The sequence below is a fragment of the Halorubrum sp. Atlit-26R genome, from assembly GCF_003666015.1.
In the GTDB taxonomy this organism is placed as follows: Archaea; Halobacteriota; Halobacteria; order Halobacteriales; family Haloferacaceae; genus Halorubrum.
Map to the genome: position 1 here is coordinate 23,518 of NZ_QPLT01000001.1, position 12,891 is coordinate 36,408.

The 12,891-nt window shown below is 68.1% G+C and carries 14 protein-coding genes and 2 tRNA genes; 5 read left to right on the forward strand and 11 right to left on the reverse strand.

The features are described 5' to 3' along the window. Nucleotides 1-9: 9 nt before the first annotated feature. The 4 genes from DVK07_RS00110 to DVK07_RS00125 form a co-directional block, all read right to left on the reverse strand. On the reverse strand, nt 10-987 hold the full coding sequence (locus tag DVK07_RS00110) for an ROK family protein (RefSeq protein WP_121595155.1): 978 nt from the start codon (nt 985-987) through the stop codon (nt 10-12). A gap of 90 nt (nt 988-1,077) precedes the next feature. After that, the gene (locus DVK07_RS00115; protein ID WP_121595156.1) at nt 1,078-1,536 is read right to left on the reverse strand and encodes a universal stress protein; all 459 of its coding nucleotides are present in this window, start codon (nt 1,534-1,536) and stop codon (nt 1,078-1,080) included. A gap of 183 nt (nt 1,537-1,719) precedes the next feature. Continuing rightward, nucleotides 1,720-2,103 carry a DUF5611 family protein gene (locus DVK07_RS00120; RefSeq protein WP_121595157.1) on the reverse strand — a complete coding sequence of 128 codons (384 nt, stop codon included), beginning with the start codon at nt 2,101-2,103 and terminating at the stop codon, nt 1,720-1,722. Between the two features lie 90 nt (nt 2,104-2,193). Further along, entirely contained in the window at nt 2,194-3,324 is a 1,131-nt protein-coding gene (locus DVK07_RS00125) for a hypothetical protein (protein WP_121595158.1), read from the reverse strand. Between the two features lie 159 nt (nt 3,325-3,483). On the opposite strand from DVK07_RS00125, the gene DVK07_RS00130 reads away from it, so the two are divergent. Further along, nucleotides 3,484-3,798, forward strand: coding sequence for a 2Fe-2S iron-sulfur cluster-binding protein (locus DVK07_RS00130; protein ID WP_121595159.1), 315 nt, complete (start codon nt 3,484-3,486; stop codon nt 3,796-3,798). A gap of 186 nt (nt 3,799-3,984) precedes the next feature. Here the strand turns inward: DVK07_RS00130 and DVK07_RS00135 are convergent, their stop codons facing one another. After that, on the reverse strand, nt 3,985-4,179 hold the full coding sequence (locus DVK07_RS00135; protein WP_004599158.1) for a cold-shock protein: 195 nt from the start codon (nt 4,177-4,179) through the stop codon (nt 3,985-3,987). 185 nt (nt 4,180-4,364) lie between these two features. Here DVK07_RS00135 and DVK07_RS00140 point away from each other — a divergent pair, with 185 nt between their 5' ends. Then, on the forward strand, nt 4,365-4,955 hold the full coding sequence (locus tag DVK07_RS00140; protein WP_121595160.1) for a hypothetical protein: 591 nt from the start codon (nt 4,365-4,367) through the stop codon (nt 4,953-4,955). A 53-nt stretch (nt 4,956-5,008) separates the two neighbouring features. On the opposite strand, the gene DVK07_RS00145 is transcribed toward DVK07_RS00140, so the two are convergent. Continuing rightward, the gene (locus DVK07_RS00145) at nt 5,009-6,079 is read right to left on the reverse strand and encodes a phosphotransferase family protein (protein ID WP_121595161.1); all 1,071 of its coding nucleotides are present in this window, start codon (nt 6,077-6,079) and stop codon (nt 5,009-5,011) included. After that, nucleotides 6,076-6,807 (reverse strand): HAD family hydrolase, encoded by a 732-nt coding sequence (locus tag DVK07_RS00150; protein WP_121595162.1) that lies wholly within the window; start codon nt 6,805-6,807, stop codon nt 6,076-6,078. The genes DVK07_RS00145 and DVK07_RS00150 overlap by 4 nt, the downstream gene beginning before the upstream one ends. A 59-nt stretch (nt 6,808-6,866) precedes the next feature. Here DVK07_RS00150 and DVK07_RS23160 point away from each other — a divergent pair, with 59 nt between their 5' ends. Further along, nucleotides 6,867-7,037 carry a hypothetical protein gene (locus DVK07_RS23160; protein ID WP_199719378.1) on the forward strand — a complete coding sequence of 57 codons (171 nt, stop codon included), beginning with the start codon at nt 6,867-6,869 and terminating at the stop codon, nt 7,035-7,037. A gap of 108 nt (nt 7,038-7,145) precedes the next feature. After that, nucleotides 7,146-7,439, forward strand: coding sequence for a zinc ribbon domain-containing protein (locus tag DVK07_RS00155; RefSeq protein ID WP_121595163.1), 294 nt, complete (start codon nt 7,146-7,148; stop codon nt 7,437-7,439). A gap of 180 nt (nt 7,440-7,619) precedes the next feature. On the opposite strand, the gene DVK07_RS00160 is transcribed toward DVK07_RS00155, so the two are convergent. Next, a tRNA-Phe gene (locus tag DVK07_RS00160) sits at nt 7,620-7,693 on the reverse strand. 172 nt (nt 7,694-7,865) lie between these two features. Here DVK07_RS00160 and DVK07_RS00165 point away from each other — a divergent pair. Then, complete coding sequence (locus tag DVK07_RS00165) at nt 7,866-9,068, forward strand: DNA cytosine methyltransferase (protein WP_121595561.1); 1,203 nt, start codon at nt 7,866-7,868, stop codon at nt 9,066-9,068. 56 nt (nt 9,069-9,124) lie between these two features. Here the strand turns inward: DVK07_RS00165 and DVK07_RS00170 are convergent, their stop codons facing one another. From DVK07_RS00170 to DVK07_RS00185, 3 genes are all read right to left on the reverse strand, one after another. Then, entirely contained in the window at nt 9,125-10,276 is a 1,152-nt protein-coding gene (locus DVK07_RS00170; RefSeq protein WP_147441067.1) for a group I intron-associated PD-(D/E)XK endonuclease, read from the reverse strand. Nucleotides 10,277-10,585: 309 nt separating this feature from the next. Continuing rightward, nucleotides 10,586-10,656: transfer RNA gene (locus DVK07_RS00180), tRNA-Pro, on the reverse strand. Nucleotides 10,657-10,719: 63 nt separating this feature from the next. Next, nucleotides 10,720-12,774 (reverse strand): DEAD/DEAH box helicase, encoded by a 2,055-nt coding sequence (locus DVK07_RS00185; protein ID WP_121595166.1) that lies wholly within the window; start codon nt 12,772-12,774, stop codon nt 10,720-10,722. Nucleotides 12,775-12,891 lie beyond the last annotated feature (117 nt).

Here is a 12,891-nt window from a genome sequence, read left to right on the forward strand (position 1 = left end):
ATTCCGCCGTCAGGGGGCCTTCTCGACGCGCGAGCGGTCGCCGGTGCCGCCCGTCAGCGCGCTCGCGAGGGCGCCTTTCACCACCACGTCGTCGCCGAGGTCGGTGAGCCGCACCTCCGGGACGTTGATGAACACCATCTCCGGGAGCTTCTCGCGGATCGGGTCGAGGACGCGGTCGGGGTTGTTGAGCGCGACCGCGCCCCCGACGCTCACGACGAGCGGGGCGTACGCGTGGATGACGTTGGCGATCCCCATGGCGTTCCAGTGGGCGACCTGGTCGATCACGTGGTCGGCGAAGGTGTCCTCGCCCGCGGCCTCGAACACGTCGACCGCGGAGAAGTCGGGGTCCTCGATCGGGAGGCTCGTCTCGATCGGGTCCTCCTCGTACAGCTCGCGGGCGTACTTCGGGATGTTGTTCCCGGAGCAGTACCCCTCCCAGTGGCCGTCGAGCCCGCACCCGCAAGTCATGAACCCGTGCGGGTCGACGGTCATGTGGCCGACCTCGCCGGCGTTGCCGTCCCACCCCGAGAGTACGTTGCCGTCGACGGCGACCCCCGCGCCGATCCCCGAGGAGATGGTGAGGTACACCATGTCGTCGGGGTTCCGCTCGGAGTGGAATCGCTCGCCGATGACGCCCGCGATGGTGTCGTTGTGAAGGTACACCTCGTCGGTGTCGAGTAGCCGACCGACCGGCCCGACGAGCGGAATGCGCTCGACGGTGTCCGGGAGGTTCGCCGGCCCCTGGACGACCCCTTCCGCGAGGTCGAGCGGGCCGATCGAGCCGATCCCGGCCGCGACCGCCTCGCTCGGCGCGATTCCCGCGTCGGTACAGGCTCCCCGGACCACCTCCAAGACGGCCTCCGTGACGGCGATGCCGTTCGGTCCCCGCGGGGTGCCTCGCGACGCAGAGCCGAGGACCGCCGCGGTCTCGTCGCCGACGACCGCTCGGACGTTCGTCGCCCCGAGATCGACGCCCACGTAGTACATCGGGTGTAAGCGCGGACCCGTCTCACTTAAGCGGGACGCTTCGGGCGGTCGAGCGGTGGTAAAGAACCGAGCCGTTTCAGCGAAATCGCGTTACGAGGCGGTCTCGCGGACGAACGTCACCGGACACGGCGACGAGAGCATGACCTCCTGCGCCGCGCTGCCGAAGACGGCCTTCCCGGTCGGCGAGCGGCGGCGGCCGCCGACGACGACGCGGTCGGCCTGAAGTCCCTCGGCGGTCTCGACGACCTCGTCCGCGAGGTCGCCGACCGCGCCGCGGACGGAGTGCCGCACCCCGGCCGCCGACAGCGCCTTCGAGAGATCTCGGGTGGTCCGGTGTCGCTCCGCGACCTCGTCGGGCGTCGAGTTCTCGCTGTCCGGGTCGAAGCCCAACTTCGCGCGAGTCTCGTCGAACTCCTCCTCGCCGAACACGTGGGTCAACACGACCTCGGCGTCCGCCGGCTCGGCGAGCGCGATGATCTCCTCCGCGAGCCGCTCGGTCCGTTTCTCGTCTTCGCTGCCGACCGCTAACACGACCGTTTCGATGCTCATACACGCCTTTCGCCTCCGACCAATTTAACTCTGGCGGAGTATTAACTCAAATCTGAATAAATATTTTATCGATCGATCCTGACACTCTCGCGGGGCGCGAGCAGTCGCTCCTCGGCGTTCGGTCGACCGAGAGACTATCGGCTCCGAGAGCGGCTCACGGCGGCAAAACGGTGGCGGATCCGATCAGTAGTCGGGCGCGTCGTCCTCGACTTCGCGCTTCAGCGAGTCGCGGCGGGACTTCGCGTCGCGGCCGGTCGCTTCTAAGAGGAACTCGTTTTTCGCGTCGACGGCGTCCGCGGCGGCGTCGGCGTTACCTTCGGCGATGACGTCCTCGGCGGGGCGCTCCTCGAAGTGGACCGCGAGCTTGTCCTTCTTGCTCCCGTACTCGGCGGCGCCCGCGACGATTCGCTCGAAGACGGGGTTCTCGGGGTCCGCGACGACGTACAGTTCGTGGCCCTGCCACTCCTCGGTGCCCGTGACCTCGCCGAAGTACTCCTCGATGGAACCCTTCAGGTCCGGCATGCGGTCGTCCAGATGCTCGCCGCGGCGCATCTTGTACTCCTTCATGCCGCGACCGTTCGACAGGCCGGCGTAAACCAGTTTCGTCACGGTCGCTGGCCCCGTTCGACCGGGAACGCGGCGCCTTTTTACGCTCGACTACCGCGGCCGCTCGTCGACGTACCCGCGCTTGCACTCGGGACAGATGTCGCCCGCGCGCATCGAGCTCCCGTCCGCGGCCCGGACCATCCCGCACTCGGGACAGTAGTACTCCGTCGGCCCGTCGTCTCCTATCGTCTCCAGCTCGGGGCTCTCGCCGCGGGTGATGCCCGTCTCGCCCTCGTCGCCGGCGTCGAACGCGACGCTCTCCGCGTCGTCGGGGGCCTCGACGTACTCCGTCCCCTCCCCGCCTTCCTCCTCCTGCCGGTCCGCGGCCTCCGGGGTGAGCCCGCCGCCGAACTCGACGCCGGCGTCGCCGCCCTCGCCGACCTCCGCGCTGAACCCCTCGTCCTCGCCGCCGTGGTCGGGCCAGGCGGTCGACCCGTCGCCGTCGGCGTCGTCCTCGTCAACCTCGGGCCACGCGCCGCGCTCCCTGTCGTCGGCCGACTCCTCCTCCTCGTCGAGTATCACGCCGTCGTCGCTCTCCGCGTCGGTCTCGTCGCTCTCCACCGATTCCGGCGCGGCGTCCGTCGGGGACGCCGCGCCGGAGGCGGACGAGGCCGACGCCGACTCCTCGCCCGAGTCCAACAGCTCCGCGTCCTCGTCCGCCGGGTCCGGTCCGCCCGCCGCGTCCGACCCGCCCGCGGCGTCGGGGCGCTCCGACGCGCTCGCCGGCGCGTCGCTCCCTTCCGGGGACGCTCCGGCGGCCGTTTCGGGCGCCTCGTCGCCCGCGTCGTCCGCGTCGTCGTCGAGGATCACCGCGTCGTCGCTCCCGGCTCCGGGCTCCTCGTCGAGGGTCAGCCCTCCCGTGCCGCTCGCGGCGTCGTCCGCGTCGACGGTCCCCGGCGCCGCGCCCGGCGTCGAGCCTTCGGTGGGGGCCGGCCCGCTGCCGCCTTCCGGCGTCGCGGCCGCGCCCGCGTCGCTCCCGCCGGCCGCGTTCGCTGCGGCCTCGTCCGCGAGCTGCTCCATCGTCGTCACCTCGGTGTTTTCGCTGACGATCTGCGTCTCGCCGCAGCGAGCGCAGGTCTTCACCTCCTTGACGGTCGTGACGACCTCGTCGCCGTCCTCCTCGCGCTCCCGCTGGAGTTCGGGTTCGCCGAAGTCGTGTCCGAGCAGACACCTGAGTCCCATTGTGCCACCCTGCGGTGCCGAGGGTAAAAAACGCCCCGTCGGCGTCCGACGCTCGGCACACGACCGGTATCGCGGGACGACGCCGTCGCCGCGCTCGGTTTCGCGCCGCGCGCCGCGGACACAGACTCTTTGTGGATCGCTCGCGTACCGTGTACCCACATGCCTACCGTATCCTACAAGGGCGAGGAAATCGAGTGCGAGAAGGGCGCCAACCTCCGCGACGTGCTCAAGGAGGCCGGTCTCTCCGTCTACAACGGCAAGATGGAGCAGCTCAACTGCCGCGGCGCCGGATCGTGCGGCTCCTGTGCGGTCCAGGTCGACGGCGAGGTGAGCGAGCCGAGCAAGAAAGAGCGCGCCCGCCTCTGGCTCCCGCCCCACCACCCGAACCACGACGTCCGCCTCGCCTGTCAGACGAAAGTCGAGGGCGACGCCGAGGTGACGAAGGGCCGCGGGCTCTTCGGACAGCACATCTGAGCGCGGACGCGACGCTCTCGCCGACTTTCTGTAGACCGACGGCGCACGCGCGACGAGCGGCGCGCTGGTCGGGAATAAAATACGGCCGCGGCGGACGTGAGCCCGCGACGCGGACGAAAACGTTTGGTACCGTGTGTCAGAGTCGCGTTCGGCGTCAGCCGGACCGACCCACCTTCTCGGATCGGCTTACTGCCGAACGACGTTGGTCGCGCGGGGGCCCTTCTCGGAGGACTCGATGTCGAACTCGAGCTCCTGGCCCTCTTCGAGGTCCGGGCCGCCGACGTCTTCCATGTGGAAGAACACGTCGTCGTCCGCGTCGTCAGTCTCAATAAATCCGTAGCCGCCAGTGTCGTTGAAGAAATCAACCTTTCCGGTCGCCATTGCGTTCATAGAGAGACCCCGACCGGGGATAAGAATTGCGAGTGTACAGTTACCACGACGCTCGACGAACGCTTGTCTTCGAAAAGCACCAGTCTCATGGGAGACAACTGACCGCACGACGGATTCGAGCCGAGATCTTAGTCGCTCCGTCGAGTTCCCTCTCGTCCCGTCCGACGCCGACGTTTATGGTTCCGGCCGCGAAAGCGACGCGTGTGTCTCACGCGCACCGAGCGGGCGGCCCCGGCTTAACGCTCCGCGAGAACGGTCCCGCGCTGTTGGTCCCGGCAGCCTGGGGCGTCGCCGCCGGAGCGGTCCTCGGCGTCGTCTCTTCGCACGCGCTGTTCGTCGCCCACGTCGTCATGAGCGTCCTGCTCGTCGCCTTCGTCGTCGCCTCGTGGCGCGACATGGCGTCGGGCGTCCTCCGCGCGTGGAAGCTGGCCATCCTCGCGGGCACGCCGGTCACGCTCGCGGGCGTCGTCGGGTTCCTCGCGCGCGACGGGACCGTGCCGGCGCTCGCGGGCGCAGTCCCGGCCGACGCGCTCCTCGCCGTCGCCTTCTACGGCTGGATGCTGCTGCCCGCGCCCGCGTTCGTCTACACGGGCCTGCGCGACCCGACGGTCCCGCGCTCGACCGTCCACCACGTCGCCGCCGCGTGTTCGGTCGCGGGCGCGGCCGTCGCCGCGCTCGCGGGCTCTCAGACCGGTACCGTCGCGGGAATCGCACTCGTCGGCGCCGGGCAGACCGCGGGCATCCTCGCGGCGACCGCGCTGTACTGACCGGCCGCCGCGACGCCTCACCCTTACCTCTCCGCTCATCTTTTCCTCTCCGCTCACCCGCCGGTCCCGTCGAGCGCCCGCCGGAGCGCCGCTCGGTGGAACGCAACTGCCGCGTCGCGGGCGACCGGCGGGTACCGCGGGTTCGTCACCGTCCCCCCGCTGTCGACGACCGCGCTCGCGACGGCGGCCGCGCGATGTGCGCGCTCGTTCGGGGGGAGCGGGGCGACCGACTCGTAGCCGTCGCGGAACGACCGCCGGAGCGACTCGGCCTCGCTCGCCGGCACGTACCAGTCGGCGACCAGGTGCTCCGCTTTCGCGACCGACACGCCCCGCGGAGCGGCCAGCGGCGCCTCCCAGTCGAGGACGGCCGTCACCGCGCCGTCCGCGACGAGGGCGTTGCCGGGGCGGAAGTCCCACGGGAACAGCCGCGGCTCGCCGTCGCCCTCGATCGGTCCGCGGAGCGCGTCGCGGATCCGCTCGCGGAGGTCGTCGAAGTCGGCCGGGAGCCGCGCCGCGTGCCGCCCGCCGAACCGCCGCACCCACTCCGCGGCGTCGACGGGGTCGCTGACGGACAGCGACGGGTCGCGTCCGCGGACCGACTCCGACCCGGTCGCCTCGTCCGTCGCCCCCCTGTCGCTTCCCGTTTCCCCGGTCGTCGCTCCGTCGCTTCCCGTTTCCTCGGTCGTCGCTCCGTCGCTCGCCGCTTCCTCGATCGTCAACGGCCCGCACCCGGAGAACCGGAACGCCTCGTGGAGCGTCGCGAGGAACCGACCGAACGCGCGGGCGACGCCGCGCCGCTCCGCCGGGTCGAGTTCGACGAACGCCTCGTGGAGGTCGCGCCCCTCGACCAGCGGCGTGACCAGCCACCCGGTGCCGTCGGCGGTGCCCGCGCCGAGGGGCCGGGGGACGGGCACGTCGGTCCGCGCGTCGATCGCCGAAAGCAGCGCCGCCTCCGTCCGGGTCGCCCCCGGCGTCTCCGAGTACTGGACGACGACCGGCGCGGCGGCATCGAACCGCACCACTTCCGTCCGCTTGCGGTTCCCTCGCCGCAGCGGTTCGACGCTCACGGGCGTCGCGCCCGGCCGCGTCGCCGCGAGGGCCCGCTCGCGGACCGCGTCGCTCACCCGTCTCCCTCCGTCTCGGTCGCGGGACCGCTCTCGGTCTCCCCGGCGGGCCCGCACCCCGCTCTCAGCAGCGCGGCGACCTCGCCCAGCGAGTCGAGGACGTAGTCCGGGCGATACGGGGCCGCCGCGTCGTCGGGGTCCGCCCGGAGCCACGCGGACCGGAGGCCGGCGTTGTGCGCGCCGGCGACGTCGTACGCCAGTGAGTTCCCGACGTACAGCATCTCGCGCGGGTCGACTGACAGCGCCGCCGCCAGCCGCTCGAACGGCTCCGCGTGGGGCTTCCGGCGCGGGAGGTCGCCGGCGTACACGATCGCGTCGACCCGGTCGGCCAGCCCGAGCGCCTCGATCTTCGCCCGCTGGCGTTCCTCGGGGCCGTTCGTGAGCACGCCCACGGGGCCCGCCGCCGCCGCGGCCGCCAGCGCGCCGAGCGCGCCCGGCAGGTACGCCACCCGCGACTCGTCCGCGACCGCCTCGAACGCCGCCGCGAGGGCGACGGGGTCGACGTCCCGGCCGTGCTGGGCCGCCAGCCGCGCGAACCCCGCGCCGAGGTAGCCCACCCGGTCGTTCGGGTCCGGCGGGCCGTCGAGGAGGGGCCACAGCTCGTCGGGCTCGCCGAACGGCTCGACGCCCGCCCGTTCGAAGGCCCGTCGATAGAGGGCATCCACGTCGTGGTCGTGGCGGCACAGCGTGTCGTCGAGGTCGAACGCGACCGCCGCGAACCGGCTCATGTGAACGGGTGGCGCCGCGCGGCGAAGTCGGTTTCGGCGCCGAGTCCGTACCCCCGACGATGGCCGACTCCGAGGACACCTACGACTGCGAGACGTGCGGCGCGAGCGTCGCCGTCGCGGACGCCCGCCGCTCCGAGCCGTTCGGCGACCTCGACCCCGGCACGTGGCAGACGCTGAACTGCCCGCACTGCGGCGACCGGCTCGCGACCGTCTTCGTCGGCGACGAGTGAGCCGCGGTCGATCGCCCGGGACCGAGGCTCGTCCGCCGGGATCCCCCGTCTCTCGCGTTCCGTGTTGGCACCCCACAGTATCTACGTCTCCGGCGCGTAGTAGCCCTCATGCTCGACGTCGGCACGGCCTACCTCGTCGCGATCGGCGCGCTGCTGCTCGTCGCGCTGGGGGTCGGGGCTCGGGCCCTCGTCGCGATCTTCCGCGAGGGGCGCGAGCGCAGTCGCAAGCGGCGCGAGGACGAGATCGAGCGATACACCGAGGACCCCGTCTACGACCGCGACCCGGCGGACCCGGAGGCCGGCGGAGCGACGCCCTCGACCTGTCCGCAGTGCGGCGCCGAAAACGCGGCCGGATTCGTTTACTGTCGCGAGTGTGCGTCGCCGTTAGGGCCGAATCAGTGACCGGCGTCTCAGTCCAGTCGACGCTCACGAATGTAGACCGCGTGGAAAATACATGCCGCCTCCCCGATTTGAACTCGCCGAGACGCTCGCCCTCGCTCCGCTCGGGCTCGCGACTCGTCTGCTCAAATCGGGTCGGCGTCGTTTCTTCACCCGCTCGCTGTCGCTCGCGGGTTCAGAATATGCCGCCTCCCCGATTTGAACGGGGGACAGCTCGATCTTCAGTCGAGTGCTCTCCCAGTCTGAGCTAAGGCGGCTCGCACTCGCATCAACGCCGATTCGAGACAAAAGGATTTCGAAAGGCGGCGCGCCGATCGGTTTCCGCTCGCTCGCCCCGCAACCCGAGGTGTGACGTTTTTATGCGCCCGCGGCGAAGCCGGTCACGAATGGACCGAGTACGCGCGCCCGCGGTCGGGCGAGGTGGTGTCGGTGGGCGCTGACGGCGACGCTGGCTCCGAGTCCGAGGACGCGAGCGACGCGGGCGGCTCGCGCGCCGCGAGCGACGACGCCGACGCGCCGGTCGTCGCCGGCTTCTTCTCCGGCTGCGGCGGCCTCGACTTAGGCTTCGAGCGCGCCGGCTTCGACGTCGCGCTCGGGAGCGACCAATGGGAGCCGGCCGCCGAGACGTACCGCCGGAACTTCGACGACACCGAGTTCCTCGACGGCGACGTCCGCGAGCTCGACGCCCCGGCGATCCGCGAGGCCGTCGCGGGCGCCGGCTACGACCCCGACGGCGTCGACGTGGTGATCGGCGGGCCCCCCTGTCAGGGGTTCAGCCGCCTCAACAACGAGCAGATCGAGCTCGACGAGATGGAGAAGGACCGCCGGAACACGCTGTTCGAGGAGTTCCTCCGGGTCGTCTCGGTGCTGGAGCCGCAGTTGGTGTTGATGGAGAACGTCCGCGACCTGATCAACAGACAGACCAGCGACGACCGGTACGTGAAGGACCTCATCGTCGACGAGTTCGCGGCGCACGGCTACAAGTGCGAGTACCGGGTGCTGGAGGCCGAGCAGTACGGCGTCCCCCAGAAGCGCCGCCGGATCTTCTTCATCGGCACCGACCGCGACGTGCCGATCCGCTTCCCGGAGCCGACCACGCCCGAGGGCCAGTGGCGCACCGCGGGCGAGGCGCTCGCGGACGCGACCGACGACCTGCCGAACATGACGTACGCGGACACCGGCGAGAAGACGCTCGAACGCATCCGCCACGTCCCGCCGGGCGGCTATTACCGCGACCTCCCCGACCGGCTGAAGACGAAGAAGTACCAGTGCGACTGCGAGGACACCGACACCTGCCCCCACGAGCCGGAGATCGTCAAGCGCTACGGGACGTACCTCCGCCGGCTTGACCCCGAGGAGCCGTCGCTGACGGTGAGCACCAACGTCTTCATCCACCCGACCGAGGACCGCTACCTCACGCCCCGCGAGATGGCGCGGCTCCAGACGTTCCCCGACGAGTTCGTCTTCGAGGGGACGAAGACCGACGTGATGAAACAGATCGGCAACGCGGTTCCAGTCCGGCTGGGCGAGGAGCTGGCGAATCAGATCCGGGAGTATTACCCCGAGGTCCGGGACGCGCCTCCCGCCGACCCCGACGTGTACGAACAGCAGTCGCTGACTGATTTGGCCTGAGGCTGCTGTCCTTCCGTGCCCCTGAGTACTCGGTGTTCTCTAACTCGGGTATTGAACTACTGTGGTGGCCACCTCTCCTCAAATCTAAACTCCTCCGCGTAATTTATCCGTGGACTGCTCTTTTTGGGCGGCTCAACCCTCAAAGATATCGACTTCTCGAACTCGTCATCTGGTACGAGATACGTCTCTCCTTCTTCGGGATGCTCGATTACGTAGAAGTCTGCCGGCTCTGTAACGTCGAACCGTAATAAACCGCCTTCGAGCCAGGCGGACTCAACGCGGAGACGAAACTCGCTGTTTTCCCCGTTCGCGATGATCGTCCGCCCATCGTCACAGTCATTTGATATTCTTGGAGTATATCTATCTGACTCCACCATCTCAACTGCTCTCGATACAAGTGAGGCAGTGGTGGATGTCCCAGACGGATCCACCACTGGCGGCCAATTGTCTTCAAACGCGTAGTCGCCCGCCAACTTTGCCCTTGACGGATTCTCACAACCCTCTTTTGTCCGGAGAGAGACCGACTCGCCAAACTCTGCTGCGTGGACAGAGAATGTCTCATCAAGCGATTCGCAGTAGATCAGGTAGTAGTCCGCCTCTACCTCTAAGGTACACCTGATCCGGCTCTCAACTCGCCAACCTCTTTGGATACCGACCTTCGTAACGTCTCCAACTGTGTCTTCTACAAAGACAGTTCTCCGATTTTCGTCTTCTGGATCAAGGTACACCGACACGTCCTCCTGCCGAAGCATTTCGATGACTTCCGAGTCTATCGTATCTGAGTCGTCATTCCCTTCGATCGGCCATTGTTCTTCCAGTCGGTTCTTTTCGGCCCAGTTGACCTGTCTCGTCTCCTTGTCAGGGGCATCGATTCGCAGATACATCGAGGTTCCCACCTCGGCAGCAGGTATCAGATACGTCTGATCTGTATCATAGCAGTAGACGGCAAAACAATCGATATCCTCTCCGTATCTCTCATATGTGTGACCTGATGCGTTCGTGTGCTGACTCAGTCCGCTGAATCGGATCGTTCCGTCTTTCAGCCGACCTGTTTTGACCTGTACTCTCAACAGATCTCCTCTTGGCTGTTCGATAACGACATCGTATCGCTCGTTGTCTCCAACCGGCGTGGAGACACTAATCTCCTGTCTCTTTAGTTCGGTAATGACAATCTGTTCTGTTAAATCGCCCCGCCGGTGCGATTCCATGAATACTGTATTCTACTATATCCTATCTTAATAACATTTGTATATTCACAAACCACAGCGGAATTACAGTAGATAGATACTCTTTCAATCTTCATGAAATGTATGGCCCGGACCCGCGCCCTGCTCACGGAAACTGAGAGGAATCATCTTCGCTCGGAGGATGCCAATTCACAACAGTATCAGGCGATTTCGCGGATTCGAAATCGCATTGATGATGAGCTGGCTACTGATGTCGACATTCTTCGAAAGCATCACCCAGAGTTATACGAGGAGTTGCGAGAAACGGTCTGTAACGAACCAGAATGAATATGGGGCCGCTGAGAGTCGAACTCAGGTCCACTGCACCCAAGGCAGCGAGGATACCACTACCCCACGGCCCCACGCCTATACGTACCCGCATCGGGCGCTAAAGGGTTTCGTTGCGCTCCGCGCCGCGACCGTCCTCACTCCTCGTCGTCGCGAAGTTCGAGGTCCGCGACGATGTCGTAGGGGTCGGTCCCCTTCCGGACCGAGTCGAGGATGAAGAACGCCTCGTCGGGCGCGAGGAAGTGTCTGGTGACGCCCCGGCCGAGCGGCGTCGGCTCGAAGCCGTCGATGAAGTTCCACTCCAGCAGTTTGCCGAGCGCGTGCTTCGTCGGGACCTCGCCGATCATGCGGTCGTTGAGCCGCTTGGCCTTCTTGCCGGCGACGACGACGTTCGCGAGCGTCTCCTCGGCGGCCGCGGTCTCGTCGTAGTGGGTCGCCACGTCCTCCATCTCGCCTTTTAAGAGGGTGAACGCCACCTCGTCCTCGGTGCGGTCCATCGAGCCGTGGTAGACGCCGTCGGGCTCGACGAGGAGGTAGACGCGCCCGCGGTCGTGGTAGTCGGGGCGGCCGGCGCGGCCGAGCATCTGCGAGAACTCCTGGACGGAGAGCCACTCGATCCCCATCGCCAGCGAGTCGAAGATCACCTGCGAGGCGGGGAAGTCGACGCCGGCCGCCAGCGCCGCGGTGGTGACGACCGCCGAGAGGTCCTGGTTCCCGAACATGCGCTCGACCTTCTTCCGGCGCCCGTAGTCGAGGCCGGCGTGGTACGGCGCGGAGTCGTACCGGAGCTTGCGGCTGATCTCGTGGCAGCGGCGCCGCGAGTTCGTGAAGATGATCGTCTGCCCGCGGTACCCCTTCGACGACTTCGTGTCGAACTCGCGTTTGACGAGCTTGTCGGCGATCTGCGCCTTCTCGCGGCCGTCGGCGAACGTGACGTGCCGCTCGATGGGGACGGGGCGCTCCTCGTACTCGATGAGGGTCGCGCGCAGCTTCTCCGCGAGCCACTCGGGGTTCCCGACGGTCGCCGAGAGGTAGACGAACTGGGTGCCGTCGTAGCCCGGATGCGTCTCCATCCGGTTCTCGCTGTAGTACTTCAGCCGCGAGATGAGCCCGTCGAGCCGGTGGCCGCGCTCGCCCTCCTTCAGCGTGTGGACCTCGTCGATGACGACCGTCCCCACGTCGCCGAGGTCCTTGCCCATCCGCAGCGCGTGGTCGATCCCCTCGTAGGTGCCGACGATCACGTCGGCGCCCGGGTCGAACCGGTTGCCGTCGTCGTTCACCCGCGAGGAGCCGACGCGGATGGAGACGTCGAGCACGTCGCCGTAGCGGTCCTCGAAGTCCTCGTGCTTCTGGTTGGCGAGCGCGACGAGCGGGACCAAGAAGAGCAGCTTCCCGTCGCCCTTCAGCGCGCGGTCGATCCCGGTCAGCTCGCCGACGAGCGTCTTCCCCGTCGCGGTCGCGCTCACGACCAGCTGGTCGTCGCCGTCGAGCAGGCCGTTCCGCACGGAGAGGCTCTGAACGGGGAGCAGCTCCTCGAACCGCCCCTGAAGGTGCGAGGACAGGTCGGGGTGGAGATCGAGGTCCTCGGTGCGGACGGGGCTCACGTCGTCGACGTTCGCGGACACCTCGTCGTACTTCGTGAGGTCGGGGTCGAGCCCGCCCTGAAGGAGGTTGACGATACGGTCCAGATCGCCCGACTCGTACAGCAGTTCCTCTAAGCGCTCCTCGGCGGCGCCCGTGAACTCCCCCTTGTACGACAGCTCCCGCTCTAGCTCCCGGCGGGCGCAGTCTCGGCAGATCAGCTCGCCGTTGTGTTCGACCGCGTCCTCCGAGGTGATCGGTCCGTATCGCCCGTCGCTCGCACAGCGCCGGCAGGTCCGGACCGCCGCCGCCTCCAGCTGGTAGCCGTCCAGCATCTCCTTCAGCCGCGCTCGGTTCTCGGGAGAGGTCTGCTCGGAGATGCGAATCCGGCCGGCCGCGCGCGCGAGGTCCACGAACTCGTCCGGCTGGCGGGGGTGGTCCTCGCCGTCGCGGATCACCCGGAACTTCCCCGGGCGCGGGCCCGCGGAGGTCTCCTTGAGTTCGAGCCGCCCGCGGAGCACGCGCTTTCCGTCGCGGTTCGCGACCACGGTGTAGTCGCTCCGCGCCTCGTGGAGGAACAGCGTCTCGACCTCGGCCAGCTGCTGTGACACTGGCCTGCGGTACGCGAGCGAGGTATTTCAGGTGTTCGGCTCGGGGATCGGAACCGGTTCGGAGACGCGCGGCGCCGCGGCTGCGTCACGCGGACGCGCGGAGAAGAACCCGCCTCA

Bases quoted from the DNA above. Each gene is read 5' to 3' on its own strand.
- DVK07_RS00140 (WP_121595160.1), top strand. From the start codon at position 4,365: ATGGTTCCGGCCGCGAAAGCGACGCGTGTGTCTCACGCGCACCGAGCG.
- DVK07_RS00125 (WP_121595158.1), bottom strand. From the start codon at position 3,324: ATGGGACTCAGGTGTCTGCTCGGACACGACTTCGGCGAACCCGAACTC.
- DVK07_RS23160 (WP_199719378.1), top strand. From the start codon at position 6,867: ATGGCCGACTCCGAGGACACCTACGACTGCGAGACGTGCGGCGCGAGC.
- DVK07_RS00120 (WP_121595157.1), bottom strand. From the start codon at position 2,103: ATGAAGGAGTACAAGATGCGCCGCGGCGAGCATCTGGACGACCGCATG.
- DVK07_RS00170 (WP_147441067.1), bottom strand. From the start codon at position 10,276: ATGGAATCGCACCGGCGGGGCGATTTAACAGAACAGATTGTCATTACC.
- DVK07_RS00130 (WP_121595159.1), top strand. From the start codon at position 3,484: ATGCCTACCGTATCCTACAAGGGCGAGGAAATCGAGTGCGAGAAGGGC.
- DVK07_RS00135 (WP_004599158.1), bottom strand. From the start codon at position 4,179: ATGGCGACCGGAAAGGTTGATTTCTTCAACGACACTGGCGGCTACGGA.
- DVK07_RS00150 (WP_121595162.1), bottom strand. From the start codon at position 6,807: ATGAGCCGGTTCGCGGCGGTCGCGTTCGACCTCGACGACACGCTGTGC.
- DVK07_RS00110 (WP_121595155.1), bottom strand. From the start codon at position 987: ATGTACTACGTGGGCGTCGATCTCGGGGCGACGAACGTCCGAGCGGTC.
- DVK07_RS00115 (WP_121595156.1), bottom strand. From the start codon at position 1,536: ATGAGCATCGAAACGGTCGTGTTAGCGGTCGGCAGCGAAGACGAGAAA.
- DVK07_RS00155 (WP_121595163.1), top strand. From the start codon at position 7,146: ATGCTCGACGTCGGCACGGCCTACCTCGTCGCGATCGGCGCGCTGCTG.